Here is a 22,583-nt window from a genome sequence, read left to right on the forward strand (position 1 = left end):
ACATATCTTCTAACAAAGGGAAATTAGGTGGTACATATGATCAAGCAGATATCTACAGTAGGTGTATATGTGGAAGACCAACAAAAAGCATTACCTTTCTGGACAGAGAAAATGGGATTTATCGTTTATGCAAATTTCTCCATGGGCCCCAAAGCAACATGGATGGAAGTAGGTCCAGAAAATGCCCAGACACGTTTAGTTCTTTATCCAAAAGCTATGATGAGTAACTGGGCGGAATTAAAACCATCGATCGTGTTTGAATGTGACGATATTTATAAGCTTAGTGAGGATTTGCAAGCAAAAGGAGTAGACGTTGATAAGCCAAATGAGATGGCGTTTGGTATCTTTGGTTTTTTCAGAGATGAAGATGGCAACCAATTTGGTCTAAAACAGCCAAAATAAGTTATATTCTCAATAAAACGAACCAATAATAGATGGGTTCGTTTTTCTTTTTTAAAAAATCCTTTGACAAGTAAACGCTTTCAATTTACAATTGTAAGCAACAAGAACAAATGTAATGAGGTGAGCGAGAATGAGTTTGTGGGGAGCACTCATACTATTTTTTATTGGGATGTGGCTCTGTCAAATCTACTTTACAATCCGACAAATGAAACATTATCGTCAGAACATGAGTGAGATGAGACAACAAAGCGCTGGTTTTCTGGGAGTTGGAGTGCAGAAAAGCAGATTCTCGATTGGCTCTGTCGTGATACTTACTACTGATCTGAATGGCTCTATTACCAGATGCAAGATAATGACAGGAGTAACTGTTTTTGCTACTTTTAAGGAAGTACCCTCCCTGGTAGGGAAGCAGCTAGAAGATTGCTATCATACTACCCCTGTGTCACCAGAAGAAAAAGCGTTACAAATGGCTATTCAACAGATTGAAATAGAACGAATAAAGCTACAGACACCACAGACACCACTCCCTTCCACTATAGATATGGAAGGCGACGCTCAAACAAAACCTACTTTGATGACTCCTATTCCCGATAGATAGCTAGATTTTACTCAACATCACCATCAATGAAATAAACAAGAGATCATTACTTGGGTCGTGGGCCGAGTACATGCAGAATATGCATGACTCGGCCTTCTTCTTTGTCAGTCCTACAGTGGTAGAAACTCGGTTATTCCGAGTGACACATATAACTTGTTAGGGGGGTCATGATATGGATTTCTTTATCCATCTGGCTGAAGGGTTTATTGGAATGTTTAATGAAGGAGGGAAAACATTTATTGGATTAGTAACAGGTATCATTCCTACGCTAGTCTGCCTGATTACAGCTGTAAACGCATTAATCAAATTTTGCGGTGAGGAACGCATTACACGATTTGCTCAAAAGTGTACAGGCAATATTGTTCTAAGATACACAGTATTTCCCATCATGGCTATGTTCTTTTTGACCAATCCAATGGCCTACACCTTTGGGCGTTTCTTAAAAGAAGAGCAAAAACCAGCATTTTACGATTCCGCCGTCTCCATGTGTCATCCTATCACTGGTATGTTTCCACATGCGAACCCTGCTGAGCTATTTGTTTACATGGGAATTGCTACAGGCATTCAGCAGTTAGGCTATACATTAGGACCAATTGCTATTCGCTTTTTCATTGTTGGTGCAATCGTCATCCTTATTCGAGGCATGTTAACAGAGTATATCACTAAGATGATGCTAAAACGCAAAGCCCAACAAGCAAGCGTATAGAAGACGAAAGGAGGAAGGTAAAATGAAAAACTACCGTGCAGTGCGTATTGTAAAGGGTTCTGGCGGATGGGGTGGTCCACTCACCATATTGCCAACCAATGAAAAAAAATATATCGCTTGTGTAACAGGGGGCGGGATACATCCCGTGGCTGAAAAGATTGCTCAGCTTACAGGTGGTATCGCTGTAGATGCTTTCAATAATAAGGTGGAACCAGATGAAATGGCTTGCGTGGTCATTGACTGCGGTGGAACGGCTCGTTGTGGTGTATATCCTCGCTTGAATGTCATGACAGTCGACATCACAGCTACCTCACCATCTGGCCCGTTAATTCAATTCATTAAAGAAGAGATTTTCGTTTCTGGTGTACGCGAACAACATATTTTGGAAGCGGATACATCTACACAAGAATCTGAAGTAGCCTCAGCAGAAGCGGTAGGAAATCTGGCACCGGATATTACACAGGTATCTTCGTCTCAAACAGGCAAAAGCGCTAAAGAATTAAAAGATGAAGCCAGAGCGAAAGTAGCACAAATGAAGGCGGCTAAAAAACCAAATTTCATTGAAAAGATTGGCCGTGTAATGGGTGGAATTGTCAATGTATTCTATCAGGCTGGTCGCGAAACTATTGAACAGGTTATCAAAAATATATTACCGTTTATGGCATTTGTAAGTACACTAATCGGTATTATCACGTATTCCGGCATTGGAGATGTGATTGCAAGATTTGTTTCACCACTTGCTGGTAATCTTGTTGGACTATTGCTATTGTCGATCATTGCAGCCTTACCATTTTTATCGCCAGTCTTAGGTCCGGGTGCAGTTATCGCCCAAGTGGTTGGGGTTCTCATTGGGGTAGAGATTGGGCGAGGGAATATCCCTCCGCAACTCGCTTTGCCAGCTTTATTCGCTATTAATCCTCAAGTAGGGTGTGACTTCGTGCCAGTAGGTCTTACTTTGGGTGAAGCAGAGCCAGAAACGATCGAGGTTGGGGTACCGGCTGTCTTAATTTCACGTTTATTCACAGGTCCACTTGCGGTTATTATTGCTTATTTATTCAGCTTTGGACTTTATTCAGAATAAATCGTTAACTATGTGAGCAAGTAGCAAAATATAAAGATAGCAGATGTGGGGGAGAGAAACCAATGACAACATTACTAGAAGCAAAAGCAACAAAAATTGGCGATTTGGTTGAAAGCTTTTTAACGGAAAGCACGCTCATTATCTTTAATGACAATGTTCCAGACGAATTACATGATATTGCTGTCTTACACACCAAATCAGAATTGCTTGAACCTGTTCAGGTAGGCGATTCGCTGGTTGTTGGAGATAGAAAGTACAGTATTACAGCAGTAGGAGCGACAGCAAACGATACGCTACAAAGCATGGGCCATTGCACGATCAAGTTTGATGGAGAGTCGCTCCCTGAGTTACCAGGTACCATTCATGTCGAAGAAAATGAATTACCGGTTCCTACCATTGATATGGTGATCGCATTTGTACGACTCGTATAAAAATCCGTTCTTACAAAACCAAGGAGGAGAAGATATCATGCTAAACATCAATAGAAAACTAGCACAATTGGCAAAAGACGGGGGCTCTATCAAGGTAGGTTTGGTCGGAGCAGGGCAAATGGGGCGTGGTTTAATTTCGCAGATTGAGTCTATGCAAGGCATGAGAGTTGTCGCTACAGCGGATATTGCTCCAGAAAACGCGGTGAATGCCTACAAAAAAGCCGGGGTAGAGAGCGCTGAGATTTATGAAACGCAAGATAACGACAAAGCAGATCAAGCGATCAGTCAAGGGAATGTAGTGGTAACCAGAGAAGCCTCTCTCATTACCAGTTTGAATGAAGTAGATGTTATAGTTGATGCGACAGGTGTGCCTAATATCGGAGCCAAAATTGCATGGGATGGCATCATGAACCGTAAACATGTGGTGATGCTAAATGCGGAGGCAGACGTGACGGTTGGACCGCTTTTATCTAAAATGGCAACCGCGGCAGGATTGGTGTACACAGGTACGGCAGGAGACGAGCCTGGATGCATCATGGAATTGCATGATTTTGCGGACGCGTTGGGATTTGAGATCGTTGCGTTGGGAAAAGGTAAAAACAACAAAGTGAATTACTTTGCCAATCCCGACACGGCACGTGAAGAAGCCTTACAAAAAGGCTCCAGCCCGAAAATGATTGCTTCTTTTCAGGACGGAACCAAGACGATGGTAGAAATGACATGCGTAGCAAACGCAACTGGATTTATTCCAGATATACCAGGTATGCATGGAGTACAATCAGGTGTGAAAGAACTACCAGACATTTTCCGCTTGCAAGAACATGGAGGTATTTTGCATCACCACAAAATCGTTGAATATGTAGATGGAATTGCTCCAGGTGTGTTTGCCATCATTACTTCCGATAAAGAAGAAGTACATCACGAGATGCAATATCTGAAAATGGGTAATGGTCCCCATTATGTATTATATCGCCCGTATCATCTATGCAGTCTAGAAACACCGCTTTCTGTTGCAAAAGCTTATTTAGATGGAGAACCAACAATTATTCCTTACTATGGTTCTGTAGCAGAAACTGTGGCAGTAGCCAAAAAAGATTTGAAGCCGGGAGACGCATTGGATAGTATTGGTGGATTTACAGCATTTGGTCGCATTGTGACAGCTTCGGATAAGAAGAATATGCGGGCATTACCCATCGGCTTAATTGGACCACATATCCGTCTAAAGCGAGTAGTAAAACAAGGCGAATATATTACGTATGACGATGTGGAATTTATGGAAGACAACATGATCTTGCATCTTCGTAACATGATGGACGCACAAATGTAATGTAGCTTTTAACTTCAAAGGCTATAGGTCGCCCGCTGTCAATAAGGATAGCGGGCGTTAATATTTCTAGAATGTTAAACTCTTCCGGTTTTAAGCCAGTTGGCCCAATCATCTCGCCCATGCTGGCTAGCTGCTCTGGATGCTCGTTCCCAATCGTAAGGCACCTCAATATGTTCAACCGTCCATCCTTTCACTTGATGGGTCAAGATAGCATATTTGGCGTGAGGAGTGCAGGATTCCATCGCGTGGGGGACGGGGGATTCATCGGTATAAGCAGGCAAACCTACACTGCCTGGGTTTACGATAAGTTTTCCATCTCGTAACATAACGGTGCGTGGGATATGACTATGACCGCATAACAGAACAGGATAATGGATGGAGGCGAGTGAACTTTCTAATTCTTCAGACGATCGAGTGCGCACACTTCCATCGTTTATTATTTCCTCTAACAAATAGGTCTCATCTGAAAAGGGAGTACCATGACACAACAATATGGAATCGCGCCAAATATATGTGGCAGGGAGACTTTGTAACCAGCTAATTTGCTGGGGAGTTGTCTCTTTTAATATAGAGGGTGCATGGGTGGATAAGGTATGGTCTTCAAGAGATTCCCATAATATTCGATCCTGATTTCCGGAAATGTGGATAATATCACGCCGCTGTAATAGATCGTAGGTACGCTGTGGATCTAATGGGCCTAGCAACGTGTCACCTAGATTAACAATAGCATCTATTTGACGCTGATCCAGATCAGTCAATACGGCGTCCAAAGCCCAGGCATTTCCGTGTATATCTGCTAGGATGGCAAGCTTTGTTTGTTCAAACATACTATCACCTCATCTTTTACCATACTGCATAACAAAGCAGACGGCAATATAGTTCCGTCTGCTTTGTCCTTTTCCGATTATTTTTCCATCAAAGTGAAATGGTTTATAAATGCTTTTGGAGGTTCCTCCAGTAGTAAATTGATCTCTTTACTCTGCAAAAATGCCACGCTGAATAAGATAAGTTTTTAGCTTGTTGTTTCATTCTTTTTTCTTTTACGTACAACCCTTGTCTGGCTAATCGTTTCATAATAGAATTGCCGTTTTTTTCGTAGAATCATTAATAAGAAATGAAGCATAAACAGCAATTGATACAAGATGACTGCTCCGAAAATTGTGATATAGAGAATCGGGTAATATGGTAGACTGCTTGGCAAGTCGTTGAGAATAAAGAATCCAATGGAAGAAATACCGATATTTCCGATATACAGGGCGCCGTTTCGTTTTGCAATATCTTTTAAAGTCAACATTGGATGCACGCTAGACACAATGCGGAGACGCAATAGCCAGAGTCCAATAGTTTGTCCTTTGAATAGATAAGTCGCTCCGATAAAGTAAAGGATAAAGGACATCATCGTAATGAGCGGGTAATTGAACGTAGAATTCCCCCAGTTCATAGGAGATGTCTCCTTTATGATAAATAGGGATGCAAGCTGCTCCACGATCACGGAATCAATCAAAAAGGCCAGCAAACGATGCATGTACCCAACAGGCTTCTCGTCCAAATTAATACCTTGGTCTAATTGGTCTTTAGGAGGGAACATGATAAGTAAGAATGGCGCTAGGAAAAATCCAGTTACGGCACCCAATGTATTGAGCATCAAGTCGTCAATATCAAACAGGCGATATGGACATGTATAAATGCCATAGAGCGCTGTAAGCTGGGTTAATTCAAAAAAGAGCGATGCCGCAAAACCTACACCTAGCGCAAACCTCCAACCTTTTTTAAAGAAATAACGTACAAATACACCTAATGGCAACAATAAAAGAAAGTTAAAGGCTGCTTGCAAAAAGGCGCGTTCTCGTAGGGCAGATAAATATGTAGCTGGCTTGGACCACACGAGGCTGGTTTCTTTCACAAAATCTTGTACAAAGGAAAACGGCTGTAGATTGTAATAGACTGTTCCTGGTGATTGGATGGAACAAGTATCTATGACGCTTGGTAGAGGAAGTATCACCAGAAAATAGGCACATAGTGCGTAAAATAGAAAAGAAGTAAGTAAAAAGACACGATACTTATTGATGTAGCCATAGCGTCGATAGCTGAAGATCATATAAGGAACAGTTAAGACGAACGCTGTGAGGAGAAAAAAGAAAAATGCGGTTTGAATTGGTACTAGATAGGCTCCCATTTTGCCACTCCTTGGATGATTTGTGTTGCGACTCTAATTCTAACAATAAAAACAATATTTGAATCGTACACTTTTATCAGCTTGAAAGAAAGAGGCAGTCAACAATTTTTTGTACGTACTAGTTGCCTTTATCACATACTGGTATTTTTTTGTTTGGTTTTCGGAATGATTTGTGATTGTAGCCTTCTTTGTCCTAGAAAGGAAGTGCCAATTACTCCGGCTACAATCATGGCTGCTCCTACGTAATGGTAATACTCCAGATTCTCTTGCAAAAAAAAGACACCAGCTAACATGGAGATGAGCGTTGAAAAATTGTTAAATACACTCATTTTGGTAGCTTCTATTTTAGATAAGACGTAATTGGATAAAAAGGCAGTGCCAATAGAAGACAGGATACTGAGATAAAGTGTAGCCAATAAAAAGCGCTGATCACCCCAAGGGGCAAAAAAAGCTGATGTTGTGCCGTTAATCAAGTGTTGTAAAATAGAGAGTACGTTAAAGCAAACAAAGCCTAATGTCATCATAATAAAAGTTAGCTCTAATGGTTTCCATCTCTTTGTTAAAGATCGTGCTAGTACGCTGTATGCTGCAAACGCAAGGCAAGACAGTACAATTAACAATGTTCCTGTCCCGGAAAACTGAATGGATGAATTTCCTTTCATGACAAAGATAAAAATGACACCAGCAACTGATAGAAAGAGTGAAGCTTTTTGCAAACCGCTAGATCGCTCCTTTAAAAACACAGACGCTATGATTAACGTAAAGATAGGAACAGTTGCTTGAATAATGCCTGCTTCAGAAGAAGAAGTGTATTGCAATCCATATACTTGAAGTACAAAGAAAATCGCTGGATAAAATAAGGCAAGCGGTATGATTTTTTTCAGACCATGCCATTTAATTCGAACAGGTATCCAACCGCATAGCACTGGGATTAACATAATGATAAATGAGATGGTAAATCGATGCGCAATTGTATCCAACGGGGTGGAAACCTGTAAGGCCAATTTTACAAAAAGAAACGAAAAACCGATAATGATGCTGTATAGGATGGCAGCTATATAGGCGTTACCTAAGGACTTATTTTGCAAAAAAATCATCTCCTGAAAAAAAGTTATCGGCCGATAACTACACTATATCGGAGTAGAAAAGTCGTAACAATGTAAAGAAACCGTAACTGTACCGGTACAGTTACCAAAGGGAGGTGTCCTTTTTGCGGAAATACGTAGAGATCGTGGCTGATTTGGAAGTACGTATCCTTGGAGGAGTGCTAAAGCCTGGTCAAAAATTACCGTCTATTCGACAATTGTCTGAATCTTATCAATGTAGCAAGAGCACGATTATTCGCGGTTTTGCCGATTTGCAAAGTAGGCATCTTATCTATTCTGTTCCTCAGAGTGGCTATTATGTGGTTGGACGTAAAGATCATACTCTGTTAGAAGAGACGAAACAACTAGTTGATTTTTCGTCTGCTGCACCTGATCCGAGCGTGTTTCCCTATCTTGATTTTCAGCATTGCATTAATAAGGCGGTGGATACGTATCAAGACGATCTTTTTAGGTATGGAACGCCACAAGGATTGCCTACCTTGTTACGATTATTGCAAAAGCAACTCCAGTTTTACCAGGTTTTTACGGACGTTAAGGATCTCTGCATCACCTCTGGAGTCCAGCAAGCACTTGCCATTTTGGGATTGATGAGCTTTCCAAACCACAAAGAAAAAATCTTGGTAGAACAGCCTACTTATCATTTGATGATTCAATTTTTGGAATTGCACAAGATTCCTACGCTTACAATTAAAAGAACCGCGTCAGGCATCGATTTTCAAGAATTAGAGCGGCTCTTTCAGCAGGAATCAATCAAGTTTTTCTATACTATGCCACGTTTCCATAACCCATTAGGTACATCATATTCGCAGAAAGAAAAAAAGCAAATCGCTTATTTGGCTCAAAAATATGATGTGTATATCATTGAGGATGATTACCTTGCAGATCTCGAACATGACGCTAAAGCAGACCCAATTCATGCCTACTCTCATTCTCATGTTATTTATCTGAAAAGCTACTCTAAAATCTTGTTTCCAGGCTTACGGATAGGAGTAGCGGTTATTCCAGCACCTTTACAAGCATCCTTTTATACTTATAAAAAAATGATGGACATTGATAGCTCTATGTTGTCTCAAGCAGCACTGGAGATTTATGTGAAAAGTGGCATGTTTGATCGGCATCGGGAAAAAATTCGTCTATCTTATGTTGCGAGAATGGAGCAGGTGAACAAGGTTTTGCGCAATTGGCAACAGAGCCCCAGTGTAGTTGAAGCCCCATTAAATGGTGGAGTACACACGTATATCAAGACAAAGGAACGAATATCGGAAACCAATGTAAAAAACAGCCTGCTCAAGCGAGGAATTATCATGGATACAGTTGATCGCTATTACATGCAATCCTATGAAAAAGAGGTATTATGGCGGATCAATGTGTCTTATGTAGAAGAGTCTCGGATTAGTAAAGCGTTAGGAGAGGTTGTAGAGGTTCTTCGGTTATGAGAAAAGCATTTTCCAAAAAGCTTTTTCTAATAAAAGTGAATAGAAGGAGATATAACAAATGGCAATCATGCAGCTTACCTCAACTAACCCAGACCTATCCTTCATTTTAAAAAAGAACCCTGCATCTGGCATGCAGATCAGGAGTATGCGAAAAGGCATAAGCTACGGCTGGTATGCGGCCCCCAGTACATATGCAATCTATTTTCAGGATGCAGATCATGAGGTATCATACCGAAAAGCAAAAGAAAATACATATGGCTATGTAAATGTATCCCGGTACAACAGCCCCTTGTTTCCGTTGAATGCGATCAGCGAATATTTTGGTACGGTGGTAAAAAATCAACATGAAAAAGATAAGGAAGGCTATCAACACGAATGTAATATTCAGTTGGTTCATATCGATTTTGTGCACTATGTTTCTTTATTTGACCAATATTTCGAAGGGTTCAGTATTGAGGTAAAGCTACTTGTTCACAAAAGCTATCAATTGACGATTCGCACCTCTAGCAGTCTACATGAGCTGATGATGTTTACTAGTTTATTATTTTTATTTTTAAGTATGTTAAGTGAAGAATACATGGATGTAACAGATGGTATCATCGTTAAATATATCGATTATATGAATAAGCTTGATGCACCTTATTTTATCCGGTATTTATTTGCACGTAACGTATTAAGCGATCGTAAATTGTTTCAGAAATACAAAGGAGAATTAGAAAAAACCAACCGACATCAAGTAACATTGCAGTACGGTGGAACAGCGATTCAACGGCGAGATGCTATCAAAGGCAAGCTGTCATTTACGAGAGCGATTGTTGATGTTGGTTCAGGTGAAGGCTTTTATGCCATTCCATTTGCTAAAAAAAACGGAGCCACAATTCTACTATGCGATTGATATTTCTGAACATGCGTTGTCGATTGTGAATAAAAAGGCGGAACAAGCAGAACTAGAAAATATTTTGACGTATCCATCACTAGACACTTTTTTAACAACATATGAAGACGAGCCAGTTGATATCATTTGTACCGAAGTGATTGAACATATGTTGAAAGAGGAAGCAGAGGATTTCTTGCAGCAGATGCTTTCTCAGCTTGCCTTTGAAACCTGCATCATTACCACACCTAATGCTGATTTTAACCAGTTTTATGCCTTGGACAACTACAGGCATGAAGATCATAAGTGGGAAATGGGCACAGAGGAGTTTCAAAGCTGGATGGGGTCTCTGTTGGGGGATGAATACAGATATGAGTATTTCCAAATCGGCGACTCGGTGGATGGTATCTCGATTACGCAAGGCGTTCATATTTCGCAAAAGGGAGGGGAAGGGGCTTGAACAGGAACACAAGCATGAACATAAGTACAGACATGAACAATAGCATCAATACCGATATATGCATTGCAACCAAGCTACACACCATCTTTTTGTTGGTAGGTCCTTCTGAATGTGGAAAGACGACGTTTGCAAAACAAATTCTATTACCACAACTTCAACGTGAAGATGTATCAAAAAATTATCGAGCAAATGTCCAGTACCTTTCCTCTGATGAAATCCGCCAAGAGATTCTCGGAGCTCCTTACCACAAGTACGATCAAATCATGCTAGAGAGTAGTAAACAAGCTTTTGATCTGCTGTTTGCCAAATTAGAAGCCGTCACAAGCTTTCCTATTCAAGCTGAATTCGTTATTGTGGACACGCTTGGCCTGTCCGAAGAGTTTCGTGAACAGGTAGCCAACATCGCTAAGCAACAACACTATCATCTAGAGATTATCTTGTTTGATTATAAAGATGTGCAAGATTATTACAATACGACTAATCTAAAGAAGAGTGTTATTGCTAATCACGTTAAACGCTTACGCCAAGAAGTGTTAGGATCTTTGTCCAAAATGAAAGCCAATGCTATTCATCGTTTCCGAACGAAAGATTTTGTTGATCCACAGACCGGAGAAGCAAACAAAAAGTACTCGGTCCAGATTGCAAATGACGAAGAATATCTGACCCATCTCTTACCACAGGAGTACCGGTATCTAGTTGTTGGTGACGTGCATGAGCAGGTTCATTCTTTGAAAGAATTAGTAGCGGCTAATGGTTTTTCCCTACATGAAAATAAAATTCTAGAAACGGAAAAAACCAGCCAATGGCGCATCGTTTTGCTTGGGGACTGGATTGACAAGGGCGGGAACACTCGTGAAACCGTCCAGTTCATTTGGGAAAATCGACACTGGTTCTACTTGGTCAAAGGAAATCACGAGAACTTTGTCTATAAACTATTGCGAGGGGACATTAAACAGAAAGAAATAGACCCTGCTTTACTGGAAAAGTTCTTTACTTCATTTGCTGATTTGCGTGATGATGATCAATTACGTTCAATGTTTTTTCAGCTAGTTGTGCAATCAAAGGATTTTTATCGCTTTATCGGGTCCAAATGTGCGTCCTTTTTCTTGACGCATGCGCCTTGCAAAAATAAATATATTGGTAAACTAGATGCTTATGCTAAAAAACGGCAACGTAATTTTTATTTGGATCGTGAACAGGATATCGAACAACAACTTGATTTCCTACAAGCAGAGAGCGCGAGTAACCATCCTTACCATGTGTTTGGGCATGTGGCTGCTCAGAGCTACTACCGTTTGAAAAATAAGATTGGCCTAGATAGTGGCGCAGGGCATGGACATGCGGTAAGCTCTGTTTGGTTGGATCGAAATAGACCGGTATTTAAGCAAAATAAAATTGATGATAAGCGTACGAAAGAAGCTTTGCCGTATCTTTTCCAAACAAGTCATTCGGACGTGCATCTTGATTCGCTGGAGGATTGGGACAAACGCAGAATCGATTATGTTTTGGAGCATAAAATCAATTATATCTCAGGTACGATGGCACCTGCGGATAAAGATATTCAACAGAATGAATTGGAATCGTTACAGATGGGGCTATCTTACTTTCGCAGGCATGGTGTGGAACAGGTCGTTTTACAGCCTAAATATATGGGATCACGCTGTAATCTGTATTTGCATCAGGATTTGGAACAATGTTTTGCTGTGTCGCGTAATGGTTATAAAATGAAGCAAGTCGATTTAACGGAAGTATATAAGCAACTTCAGGAGAAATTTCATCCTTATCTGCTTGATAAACAAATCTCTACTGTAATCCTAGATGGGGAACTATTGCCATGGAAGGCTCTTGGTGAAGGATTAATTGAAAAAGAATATAAGGTAATTGATACAGCAGTAGGGGTAGAATTAGATTTTTTACAAGAGAATGGCTTTGCAGAAGCTCTGCAAGATTTGATAGGTAAGTATGATTCTACTCCATTTGAAACAGAGCGCCATCATTTGTCCAAAAAGGAACTGGCAAAAATTTACGGAGATGCTACATATCAGTCATATAAATGGATTCCTCACGTAAAAGCTACACGGGTATCATTGGAAGAACAGAAGCAAGCTTGGCAGACATATCATGAGCAAATGCAGTTGTATGGGGAATCAGGGGAACTATCTTATAAGCCGTTTACGATTTTGAAAATAATCTACCAAGATGGTACAGAAGAAATTCCGGATTGGCCTACTTCACAATTATTTGCATTCGTTTCGTCCGATGAATATCTATTACTAGATTTGACGGAGGATCATTATCTAGAGAGGGCAACAGACTATTTTACCAAACTTACGACCAATCAAAAGATGGAGGGCGTTGTTATCAAGCCAGAGCAATTACAAGCAGGAATTGCACCGTTTATGAAGGTACGTAATTCAGATTATCTGACGCTGATTTATGGCTATGATTACAAATTCCCGCATCGCTATCAAAAACTGATCAATCAGAAGCAAACACGAAAAAAATTGCAAACATCAATTGCAGAATTTGAGTTGGGGCAACAGATGTTACATGTTAACAACGCGGAAATTTCCGGCGAGAATGAAAGCTATAAGCAAACTATCGCCAATCTGTTGTTCGAGGAGAAGAAAGAAAAGGAGCTTGACCCTAGATTGTAAAAGAGAATTAGAGTTATAGTAAACAAAATAAGAGACCTTTTATCGCTTTGGATAAAGGTCTCTCATTTTTAATTGTCTGTAATAAACTCTTTTCGTAATATAGCAAAAATAACAGCATCAACAAAATTTCCTTTTTCGAAAAAATATTCTTTCAGTAAGCCTTCTTCTCGGAGTCCCGTTTTTGTCAAGAGTCTTCTAGAGCCCTCGTTTTCTGGATCAATAAAAGCTTCAATACGATTCAGATTCCATTTCGCAAAACCAAAAGCAACAATTGCCTGGATCGCTTCGGACATGATACCTTGTTGCCAAAATTCAGGGGACAGTTCGTAGCCAATCTCTGCCTTCGAATGTTCCTTGTTCACATTATGGTATCCACAGGTTCCAATCACCACATCATCTGTTTTGCGTGTAATGCCCCAACGAATCCCTTGCTTCGCCTGATAGCGTTCGCCAAATTGAGAAATGATGTTCTCTGCTTGTTGTAGTTCTGTAAAAGTTTCTAAGTCATAATATTTCATCACTTCATCTTTTGAGAAATAGTGAAACATAGCAGGTGCATCAGAGGGTTGCAGCTGACGTAGAATAAGTCTTTCTGTTTCAAGTTTGGGAAATGTTCGGTCATTATTCATTGTGCTCGTTCCTCTCTTGGTATCTTTTATCAGAGTAATATTCGAACCAGTTCATCTAAGTTGGTTTATACTGTCTAACTGTTAGCGTTATTTTAACATAAGAGGAAAAATATACAATCAAAATCAGTGGTGAATAAGAAGACAGTGGAGTAGTGGCATCTTGTCGAGACTTTTATGATCTTTTTGAAATATGCACAAAGAATGAAGCAGATTTGTTAGAATAATATGGTAAGTCATTCTAATTAATGACTGGAATACTATAATAGGGTTCACACTTGGGCTGATTTCTTACATTCCCTTCTGTTTTTTATTGAAATGACAGAAGGATTTACAGCATAAGGTAAGATCAAGCAATCGTGAACAAAGATGAAGTAGGAGAGTGAAACATGTACCAAACCATTCAAAACGTGCGTGTCTGGGGAACACCACTAGACAATGCTGTCACGCAAGCCGTTACTTGTGCCCAGCACGGAAATGTTGTGCAGGTGCTCCTGATGGCGGATCATCACAAGGGTTATTCACAGCCGGTTGGAGGAGTTGTTGTCTACGAGGGGCAAATCTCGCCATCTGGTGTAGGTTACGATATAGCTTGTGGAAATAAGGCTGTCCGCACGAATTTGCAGTATCAGGATATCAAAGAGAAAATACCTGCCATTATGAATAAAATTGCCAAGCGAATTTCCTTTGGAATGGGACGCATTAATAATGAAAGGGTAGATCACGAGCTGTTTGACGATGAGGATTGGCATGTATACAAACAAATTGGTAAAAAAGAATATCAAACCCTACATTCGTTAGCCCATAATCAATTAGGGACGGTAGGGAGCGGTAACCATTTTGTGGACATTTTTGTGGAAGAGGCTACTGACGCTGTTTGGATAGCTAATCACTTTGGTAGTCGTGGTTTTGGGCATAAGACAGCGAGTGGGTTCCTCAATTTGGCTCACGGACGTGGTTTTTCCGACAAAGCACCAGGAGAAAGCATGGATCAAGCTCCTACATTACTAGATTTGCATACAGAGATAGGTGACATGTATATGCGAGCAATGAGCCTAGCAGGTAAGTATGCTTATGCAGGTCGTGATTATGTTATTGATCAAGTATTGAAAATTTTAGGAGCATCTAGCACCTTTGAGGTACACAATCATCATAATTTTGCGTGGAAGGAAATACATGATGAGAAAGAGTATGTTGTCGTGCGAAAAGGAGCAACTCCATCTGCACCTGGACAACTCGGGTTTATCGGGGGGAGTATGGGGGATATTTCTGTGATTGTTCAAGGAAAGGACTCCCAAGAAAATAAAGAAGCTTTTTACAGCACAGTGCATGGGGCAGGTAGAATTATGAGCCGAACGGAAGCGGCTGGGCGTCTCAATTGGAAAACTCGCAAGCGTAGCGGCGGAAAGATTACCAATGAACAAATGCAAAAAGCTGTGCGAGACTTTGGCGTAGAGCTTCGAGGTGCAGGCGCAGATGAGAGCCCCTTTGTTTATAAGAAATTACAAGATGTCTTACAAGCTCATGCCGATACGCTAGATGTGCTACATGTGTTAAAGCCCGTGGGGGTATGTATGGCAGGTGCAGATGAGTTTGATCCTTATAAAGATTAACACAGGAAAGGGAAGGCTGACTTTTTTGTTGCACTTTTTTCACCTTTAGCGTTTGCTTCTTGTCTCATTTGGATATTTAATAGAGAAGGGAGGGATTGCTTGGTTCCCTGCCACACAGTAGCAGGAAAAGGGAGGAGATACCTATGAATAACATCATTGAAACCATTTTGAACCATCGTTCCATTCGCCAGTACGAGGACCGTCCGCTAACAGAAGAACAAATTAATACGATTGTTACATGCGCTCAAGCGGCCTCTACTTCCAGTTACATACAGGCTTATTCGATCATCGGTATTACGGATAAAGAAACGAAACGTCAGTTGGCCCAACTGTGCGGTAATCAACCGTATGTGGAAACCAATGGGCACCTGTTTGTTTTTTGTGCTGATTTACACCGTCACCACGTGATTGGTCAGATGGAAGGAAAAGACCTGTCTACATCCATTGAAAGCACGGAAAAATTCATGGTAACTGTCATTGATGCGACACTTGCAGCGCAGAATGCGGCCCTGGCAGCAGAATCGATGGGACTTGGCATTTGCTATATTGGTGGGTTGCGTAATCAGTTGCAGGCTGTCACAGAGCTTTTACACATTCCTACTCACGTCATGCCACTTTTTGCTATGACAGTAGGCTATCCGTTGCATGAATCTACTCAGAAACCACGTTTGCCACTTCACCACGTATATCATCAGGAGAAATATAATCAGGATACAAAGAGCTATCAACAGCAATTGCAGGAGTATAACGAGATTACCGCTAGTTACTATCAAGAACGTACACAAGGTGAGCGTACAGATACGTGGACAGGACAGATGGCCAATATGCTTTCTAAACCTACCCGTATGAATATGAAGGAATTTGTAGAGAAGCAGGGCTTGAATAAAAAGTAGGTTGAATATCTGATAGAAATTAAAGCGTGCAGAATCTCTCTTTTATGGGGGTATGCACGCTTGTTTATCAGGTTCTTTAGAATAGATAATAGTGTACCACCTCCCGATTTAATCAAAGGGGGAAGACATATGGATGCCCCAAAAAAAATACTGTCGAATAACCAACAAGAGTTGGAAATAAAAACCATTATCAATGAATTAACTGTAGCTTTCTATCGTTCATTTACCAATAAAGGGAATATAAAACCTAATGTTAATGGAATTTATCAACTCTTTATTCCAGAAGGGTTAATCATTAAAAATTGCGATTCAGCTCCTGAAATTTACAATCTTCAGCAATTTATCGAACCTCGTGAGAAGCTACTAAAGGAAGGTCTACTAGTGGACTTTGAGGAAAAGGAGTTATTTGATAAAACAGAAATTTTCGGCAATATCGCACATCGTTTCAGCCTGTATAAAAAGTCGGGAATCCTATCAGGTAGAGAATTTGAAGCACAAGGAATGAAAACCATACAATTTATTAAAACAACGGATGGATGGAAAATAAGCTCACTGGCTTGGGATGATGAGAGAGACGGCTTACTTATTCCAGACAAGTATCAATGCTATCCATATTTTTAACGATGCTCCTCGTTCTCTTTAGCCTATATTTTCCATGGCGTGTATGAAGCGGATGAACAAGCTGTTCAAAAAAGCGCAGAAGAGTATGTGCAGTATATTCTTGCAGAGCATCAGCTATAAAGGAAAGGAAGAGCCAATACATCCTTCAATGAGGATTTATTGGCTCTTTTTTATGCTGTCTACTTGACAGGGGTAAGTCCAGAATACTAGTAGCAATCCGACTTCTTTGTTTTTTTGTATGTATTCCGTTGAGTAGACCATCCCCTTTTGTTACACTAGGGAAATAGCAAAAATAGTAGGAAGTGATTACCATGCCATCTTATGAAAATGAAAATTGTGTAGAAATGAATTATGCTCATCGAGATTTACGTGAAACAGAAATGCGCAACGCTGTTTTTACCAAGTGTGTATTTACCGGCACACAGCTACATGAGGTTACTACTACAGGTTGCCAGTTCATTGATTGCGATTTTTCTGGTGCCAGCTTTAATGGTTCTATTCATGTACGTTCAGCTTTTACAAATTGCCGTTTCTTTGGTGCTAATTTGTTCTCAAGTAGGTTTGAAGAATGCAAAATGGTCGGTTCAGATTTTGCTAATGCTGTATGGGATGGTATTACGATTCAAGGTGGGGACTGGTCCTATACAAATGTGCGTTATGCCAATTGGACCAAACAAAAATTGCAAGATATCAAGCTGGTCGAAGCAGACTTGGCGTATAGCCGTTTAGAAAAGGCAGACCTGACAAACTCAGATTTATCTTACGCAAGCTTTGGTAATGCTACTTTAAAAGGGGCCGATTTACGTGGGGCTAAGCTAGATGGCATCGATTGGAAATCGCTTAATGTCCAAGGCGTTCGACTCGATTTTACTCAGGCGGTAGCGTTGGCTCGTTCATATGGGGCAAAAGTGGATTAGGGATAATCCCATAGACTAGACAACACAATCAGACAAGCAAAGGATGCCGCAGAATGATTTTATTAGGAGCGATTGTAAACGGATTATGCATTGTCCTCGGAACATTACTTGGTAAACTTTTTAACAAAATTCCTGAAAAAATGAAAGATACCGTTATGCAGGGGATTGGCTTAGCAGTTATTGTGTTAGGCTTGCAAATGGGTTTGAAAAGTGAAAATTTTCTCGTTGTTATTATTAGCCTTGTGGTTGGAGCTGTATTTGGGGAATTATGGGCGTTGGAAGACCGCTTAAATCAATTAGGAGAGTGGTTGGAGCGCAGAATTGGCTCAAAAGGCGAAAGCAGTGTAGCAGCAGGTTTTGTAACCGGAACGCTTATTTTTGTCATAGGAGCGATGGGGATTATTGGCGCACTTGATAGTGGAATCCGCGGTAATCACGGAGTTCTATATACGAAAGGTATTATTGATGGAATTATTTCTTTGTTTTTAACCACCACACTTGGCATTGGAATTTTGTTTTCGGCTATCCCCGTCATTCTGTATGAAGGAATAATCTCCTTATTTGCTACACAGATTGATCGGTTTGTGCCAGAGGTCTTAATGAATACATTTATCAATGAAATGACGGCTACAGGTGGCGTAATGATTTTTGCCATTGGGTTAAATCTAACAGGGATTACCAAGATCAGGGTGGCGAATTTGTTGCCAGGAATTCTAGTAACGGCTGTTGTTGTTTCAGCTATGTACGTATATGGGCAGTAGTGGCTTCTGGAGTTTTCAGAAGTGTGAGCAAAATGTTCAGGATCAGTGTTAAAATAAGAGAGAATGACAAGATATGTGAAGCAAGAAGTAAAGAAATGAGTTGAATGTAGCTGACTCATGCCCCAATTAACAGAAAAGAGGTAGAAAAACATGGAACAAGTACAAAACATCTTTTGTGTAGGTCGTAACTATCGTTTACATGCAGCAGAGCTAGGTAATCAAGTGCCGACATCTCCTTTTCTTTTTATGAAGCCAACTCATGCTCAGGTACTTGCAGATGGGCAAGATATCCTGTTACCTAGTGATCAGGGGTCTATACACTATGAAGTGGAGCTTGTCGTACACATAAATCAGGCTTATGAGAAAGGCATGAAGGCTGACGAATTAATCGATCGTGTCTCACTAGGTATTGATTTCACCATGCGAGATTTACAGGACCAATTGAAAGAGAAAAAACTACCTTGGCTGTTGGCAAAAGGCTTCCGCAACTCGGCTATTCTTACTACTAGCACTCCAATTAGTAGTATTGCGGAACTAGAGAAGGTTGATTTCTGCTTGCTGAAAAATGGCCAGGAAGTGCAACGTGGTAATATCACGGATATGATTTTTGACATTCAGGCATTGGTTGATTTTACTGGAGATCGTTTTGGTCTAGGCAAAGGAGATGTCTTGTTCACAGGTACGCCTGCAGGAGTGGGTGCGATTGCAGATGGCGATCACTTGGAGCTTGTTTTCGGAGATAAGGTGTTAGGAAGTTGTGTCATTAAACTGGGATAATGTAAAAAAGTGATGTGTGAGTTGATATTGCTGATTTTTCGAGGTTTAGAGGTTTATATTAAGAAAAATGATCAGGTTTCCGAAATCAAATACTTTGATAGCTGATTATGCGATCCCGTGTCACTTTTTAACAGTGCAACGGGATTTTTTTATGGTGTAATTCCCCCGACGCCTAAAATTGCTTCAATCGCGATACGGATACGCTACAATTTCCTCACTTATGTTGCCCAATAGAAAGGCTCACCTTATAGTTCGCATATTGAAAATAAATGCTAGTCATTTGTTTCAGCAGGCTATGTGCCACATGAACTTTAATTCTTATAATTGTAAGTGAAATCAATCAAGAACGAAAGAGGTGCGTACAGATGAAACTTCAACTAATCCGCCATGCAACACTTTTGCTCGAATATGCAGGAGTCCATTTCTTAATTGACCCAATGCTAAGTGAAGCTGAAGCGAATCCACCTATACCAATGGCACCGAATACGCGACGAAATCCACTTGTGGAGCTACCATTTTCATTGGATGACATGAGACTTCCAGATTATGTTGTAGTGACTCATTTACATCCAGATCATTGGGATCAGGCAGCTCAAGAGTTTTTACCTACATCACTACCTGTCTTATGTCAAGCTGGAGATGAGACAACGATCTATTCTGCTGGATTTCAGACGGTGACACCGATAGAGCCGGCTACAACCATTGGAAACATCCAGATCATGAGAACAGGCGGTCAGCATGGCACAGGAGAGATTGGACAGAAGATGGGGAAGGTTTCTGGCTTTGTGTATAAGGCAGAAAACGAACCAACGCTATACGTAGCTGGTGACACAATATGGTGTGAAGAAGTACAACAAGCGATCGAGGAACACAAGCCGGACGTTATCATCGTAAATGCCGGAGGAGCCAAATTTGTAGTCGGTGATCATATTACGATGAACGAGCAAGATGTTAGTAGCTGTTGTAGATTTGCACCTAAAGCTACTATTATTGCGGTGCATATGGACACGATTAATCACTGCCTGGTGACACGTGAAGATTTACGAAGTCATTTAGAACAAGAGAAATTGTTGGGTCAGGTCATGATTCCTGAGGATGGGGAGTGGATAGATATACAAAAATAAGAAGGGGATGTACATTAGGAATCATGTGCAAGTTCGAATAGAGTTATTATTTTTGTGAGCAACAATCTGGTATTTCCGGTTAAATGGTTGCTTTTTTATGGAAACAAATATGTTGTAAGAAAAAAATTATATTTACTATTAAACATCTCACTGGTAATACCGATAGTAATAATAGTCAACCTATTTCTAACTTCCGAGGGAGAGTAGACTTGGCTGGTTTAATCCTGATAGCAAAAGAAGGCAAAACCATTTTCAGTGGTAATGACATTCTGAAGCAAACATTTTGTAGGAAAAATTTTTGTAAAAACTATTAAAGATTTCTCTCGTAATTCCGATAGTAATAATAGTCAACCTTTTATAACTTCCGAGTAGGAGAAACATGGCTGGCTTAGTACTAGGAGCAAAAGAAGACAAAACCATTTTCAGTGGTAATGACATTCGACTTGAAGTGGTAACAACTGGAGAGATGGTACCTTGAAATGAGGCACCGAAAGATGTAACAATTCTCTGGGAAAAAGACTACTTCGAGAAGAGTGATTATTATATAAAGGCTTGAGCATAGGATGGCTCAGGACTACAAAACAAAACACGGAGGTAATTTATCATGAGAATCAATCACAACATTTCAGCTTTGAACACACACCGTCAACTAGGTGCAAACAATGGTGCAGCTGGTAAAAACTTGGAGAAATTGTCTTCAGGTCTTCGTATCAACCGTGCAGGCGATGATGCAGCTGGTCTTGCAATCTCCGAAAAAATGCGTGGACAAATCCGCGGTTTGGAAATGGCTACTAAAAATGCACAAGATGGTATCTCTTTGATCCAAACAGCTGAGGGTGCATTGACAGAAACACACAGCATTCTTCAACGTATGCGTGAACTAGCTGTTCAAGCTTCTTCTGATACAAATGAAGGTGTTGACCGTCAAAAGCTTCAAGCAGAGGTTGACGAATTGTCTAAAGAAATCAAACGTATTTCTACAGACACAGAGTTCAACAACCAAAAAGTATTGGATGGATCTTTTGATGATAAAACGTTCCATATCGGTGCTAACCAAGGACAAAACATTAAATTGAGTATTAACGACATGAGCAATACAGAGCTTGGTGTAAGCGGATATAAGAATGAAACAACACATGGTGATCTTGGTGTTACAATTACGAATCGCGACACTGAAAAAGACATTGTAATTGATGTCGAAGCTGTAATACCCGCTGGTCCTGGTACTGCTATTGACGAAACCACTGCTACCATTGATAAAGATGGAAAAATCACACTAACTCTAGCACAAGATGATGCTGGTGCTATTACAGCTACTAAAGATGATGTATTAAAAGCATTACAGAAACTTGGCATAGAAGTTAAGAGTGATGAGTCTGCTGCAGGTACAATTGCCACTACTACTGCTGGTAAAAAGTATACAGCAGCCCAAGTTGATCCAACTGATAAAACTCAAATCGATGATACAAAAGGTGTTGACATCTCCACTCAAAAAGCAGCTGACAAAGCTATCACAACAATCAACGACGCTCTTAACAAAGTATCTGAAGAGCGCTCTAAACTTGGTGCAAACCAAAACCGTCTAGAGCACACTATCAACAACTTGGGCGCAACTGCTGAGAACTTGACAGCTGCTGAATCCCGTATCCGCGACGTTGATATGGCGAAAGAAATGATGGATTTCACTAAAAATAACATCTTAACTCAAGCTGCTCAAGCTATGCTTGCACAAGCTAACCAACAACCTCAAGGCGTACTTCAATTACTTCGTTAATTGATCGTCTTTACAGAACCAAAAGAGACCTGGCCTCGTGCCGGGTCTTTTCTTTTGTCTATAACACCCAAAATTCTTCATTGAGTTATCATGAAGCTATCATTGAATGTATAATGACCAGTATCTTACAATTGATGAAGGTGGTGTAATTATTTTACATGATCCAAACATAAAAAAAGTTCTTTGTAAGAAAGGGGCATATCATGAAAATAACAAATGTATT

20 protein-coding genes and 2 pseudogenes are annotated in these 22,583 nt (G+C 40.4%); 18 read left to right on the plus strand and 4 right to left on the minus strand.

Annotation, left to right across the window (positions count from 1 at the left end; genetic code table 11):
- The first annotated feature begins 36 nt into the window (after positions 1-36).
- The 6 genes from EEL30_17535 to EEL30_17560 all read left to right on the plus strand — a co-directional run bounded on the left by EEL30_17535 (position 37) and on the right by EEL30_17560 (position 4,545).
- Positions 37-402, plus strand: coding sequence for a VOC family protein (locus EEL30_17535; protein ID QDX93937.1), 366 nt, complete (start codon positions 37-39; stop codon positions 400-402).
- A 130-nt stretch (positions 403-532) separates the two neighbouring features.
- A complete protein-coding gene (locus EEL30_17540) occupies positions 533-1,000 on the plus strand; it encodes a transcriptional regulator (GenBank protein ID QDX93938.1) in 468 nt (155 codons plus the stop codon).
- 172 nt (positions 1,001-1,172) lie between these two features.
- The gene (locus EEL30_17545; protein QDX93939.1) at positions 1,173-1,706 is read left to right on the plus strand and encodes a PTS sorbitol transporter subunit IIC; all 534 of its coding nucleotides are present in this window, start codon (positions 1,173-1,175) and stop codon (positions 1,704-1,706) included.
- A gap of 22 nt (positions 1,707-1,728) precedes the next feature.
- Positions 1,729-2,787, plus strand: a complete 1,059-nt coding sequence (locus EEL30_17550; protein ID QDX93940.1) for a PTS sorbitol transporter subunit IIB — start codon at positions 1,729-1,731, stop codon at positions 2,785-2,787.
- A gap of 62 nt (positions 2,788-2,849) precedes the next feature.
- Positions 2,850-3,218 carry a PTS sorbitol transporter subunit IIA gene (locus tag EEL30_17555; protein QDX93941.1) on the plus strand — a complete coding sequence of 123 codons (369 nt, stop codon included), beginning with the start codon at positions 2,850-2,852 and terminating at the stop codon, positions 3,216-3,218.
- A gap of 37 nt (positions 3,219-3,255) precedes the next feature.
- Positions 3,256-4,545, plus strand: a complete 1,290-nt coding sequence (locus EEL30_17560; GenBank protein QDX93942.1) for an NAD(P)-dependent oxidoreductase — start codon at positions 3,256-3,258, stop codon at positions 4,543-4,545.
- A 74-nt stretch (positions 4,546-4,619) separates the two neighbouring features.
- Here EEL30_17560 and EEL30_17565 read toward each other — a convergent pair whose 3' ends face one another.
- From EEL30_17565 to EEL30_17575, 3 genes are all read right to left on the minus strand, one after another.
- Positions 4,620-5,372: a metallophosphoesterase gene (locus EEL30_17565; GenBank protein QDX93943.1), complete on the minus strand. Its 753-nt coding sequence runs from the start codon at positions 5,370-5,372 to the stop codon at positions 4,620-4,622.
- Between the two features lie 185 nt (positions 5,373-5,557).
- The gene (locus EEL30_17570) at positions 5,558-6,721 is read right to left on the minus strand and encodes a VanZ family protein (protein ID QDX93944.1); all 1,164 of its coding nucleotides are present in this window, start codon (positions 6,719-6,721) and stop codon (positions 5,558-5,560) included.
- A gap of 131 nt (positions 6,722-6,852) precedes the next feature.
- A complete protein-coding gene (locus EEL30_17575) occupies positions 6,853-7,818 on the minus strand; it encodes an EamA family transporter (GenBank protein QDX93945.1) in 966 nt (321 codons plus the stop codon).
- A gap of 113 nt (positions 7,819-7,931) precedes the next feature.
- Here EEL30_17575 and EEL30_17580 point away from each other — a divergent pair, with 113 nt between their 5' ends.
- From EEL30_17580 to EEL30_17590, 3 genes and pseudogenes are all read left to right on the plus strand, one after another.
- Entirely contained in the window at positions 7,932-9,263 is a 1,332-nt protein-coding gene (locus tag EEL30_17580) for a PLP-dependent aminotransferase family protein (GenBank protein QDX93946.1), read from the plus strand.
- Positions 9,264-9,321: 58 nt separating this feature from the next.
- Positions 9,322-10,597: pseudogene (locus tag EEL30_17585) on the plus strand (methyltransferase domain-containing protein).
- Between the two features lie 56 nt (positions 10,598-10,653).
- The gene (locus EEL30_17590) at positions 10,654-13,254 is read left to right on the plus strand and encodes a metallophosphoesterase (protein QDX95807.1); all 2,601 of its coding nucleotides are present in this window, start codon (positions 10,654-10,656) and stop codon (positions 13,252-13,254) included.
- Between the two features lie 68 nt (positions 13,255-13,322).
- Here the strand turns inward: EEL30_17590 and EEL30_17595 are convergent, their stop codons facing one another.
- A complete protein-coding gene (locus EEL30_17595) occupies positions 13,323-13,883 on the minus strand; it encodes an N-acetyltransferase (GenBank protein ID QDX93947.1) in 561 nt (186 codons plus the stop codon).
- A gap of 386 nt (positions 13,884-14,269) precedes the next feature.
- On the opposite strand from EEL30_17595, the gene EEL30_17600 reads away from it, so the two are divergent.
- The 9 genes and pseudogenes from EEL30_17600 (at position 14,270) to EEL30_17640 (ending at position 22,360) form a co-directional block, all read left to right on the plus strand.
- Entirely contained in the window at positions 14,270-15,493 is a 1,224-nt protein-coding gene (locus tag EEL30_17600; GenBank protein QDX93948.1) for an RtcB family protein, read from the plus strand.
- 143 nt (positions 15,494-15,636) lie between these two features.
- Positions 15,637-16,386 (plus strand): oxygen-insensitive NADPH nitroreductase, encoded by a 750-nt coding sequence (locus tag EEL30_17605; GenBank protein QDX93949.1) that lies wholly within the window; start codon positions 15,637-15,639, stop codon positions 16,384-16,386.
- 171 nt (positions 16,387-16,557) lie between these two features.
- A complete protein-coding gene (locus EEL30_17610; protein QDX95808.1) occupies positions 16,558-17,007 on the plus strand; it encodes a DUF4440 domain-containing protein in 450 nt (149 codons plus the stop codon).
- 6 nt (positions 17,008-17,013) lie between these two features.
- Positions 17,014-17,127, plus strand: a pseudogene (locus tag EEL30_17615) (general stress protein).
- A gap of 191 nt (positions 17,128-17,318) precedes the next feature.
- A complete protein-coding gene (locus EEL30_17620; protein QDX93950.1) occupies positions 17,319-17,924 on the plus strand; it encodes a pentapeptide repeat-containing protein in 606 nt (201 codons plus the stop codon).
- A 53-nt stretch (positions 17,925-17,977) separates the two neighbouring features.
- Positions 17,978-18,685 carry a DUF554 domain-containing protein gene (locus tag EEL30_17625; GenBank protein QDX93951.1) on the plus strand — a complete coding sequence of 236 codons (708 nt, stop codon included), beginning with the start codon at positions 17,978-17,980 and terminating at the stop codon, positions 18,683-18,685.
- A 150-nt stretch (positions 18,686-18,835) separates the two neighbouring features.
- On the plus strand, positions 18,836-19,462 hold the full coding sequence (locus EEL30_17630) for an FAA hydrolase family protein (protein QDX93952.1): 627 nt from the start codon (positions 18,836-18,838) through the stop codon (positions 19,460-19,462).
- 365 nt (positions 19,463-19,827) lie between these two features.
- The gene (locus EEL30_17635; protein QDX93953.1) at positions 19,828-20,586 is read left to right on the plus strand and encodes an MBL fold metallo-hydrolase; all 759 of its coding nucleotides are present in this window, start codon (positions 19,828-19,830) and stop codon (positions 20,584-20,586) included.
- Between the two features lie 604 nt (positions 20,587-21,190).
- On the plus strand, positions 21,191-22,360 hold the full coding sequence (locus EEL30_17640) for a flagellin (protein ID QDX93954.1): 1,170 nt from the start codon (positions 21,191-21,193) through the stop codon (positions 22,358-22,360).
- Positions 22,361-22,583: the final 223 nt, after the last annotated feature.

It is taken from the genome of Brevibacillus laterosporus, from assembly GCA_007833815.1.
Classification (GTDB): Bacteria; Bacillota; Bacilli; order Brevibacillales; family Brevibacillaceae; genus Brevibacillus_B; species Brevibacillus_B laterosporus_D.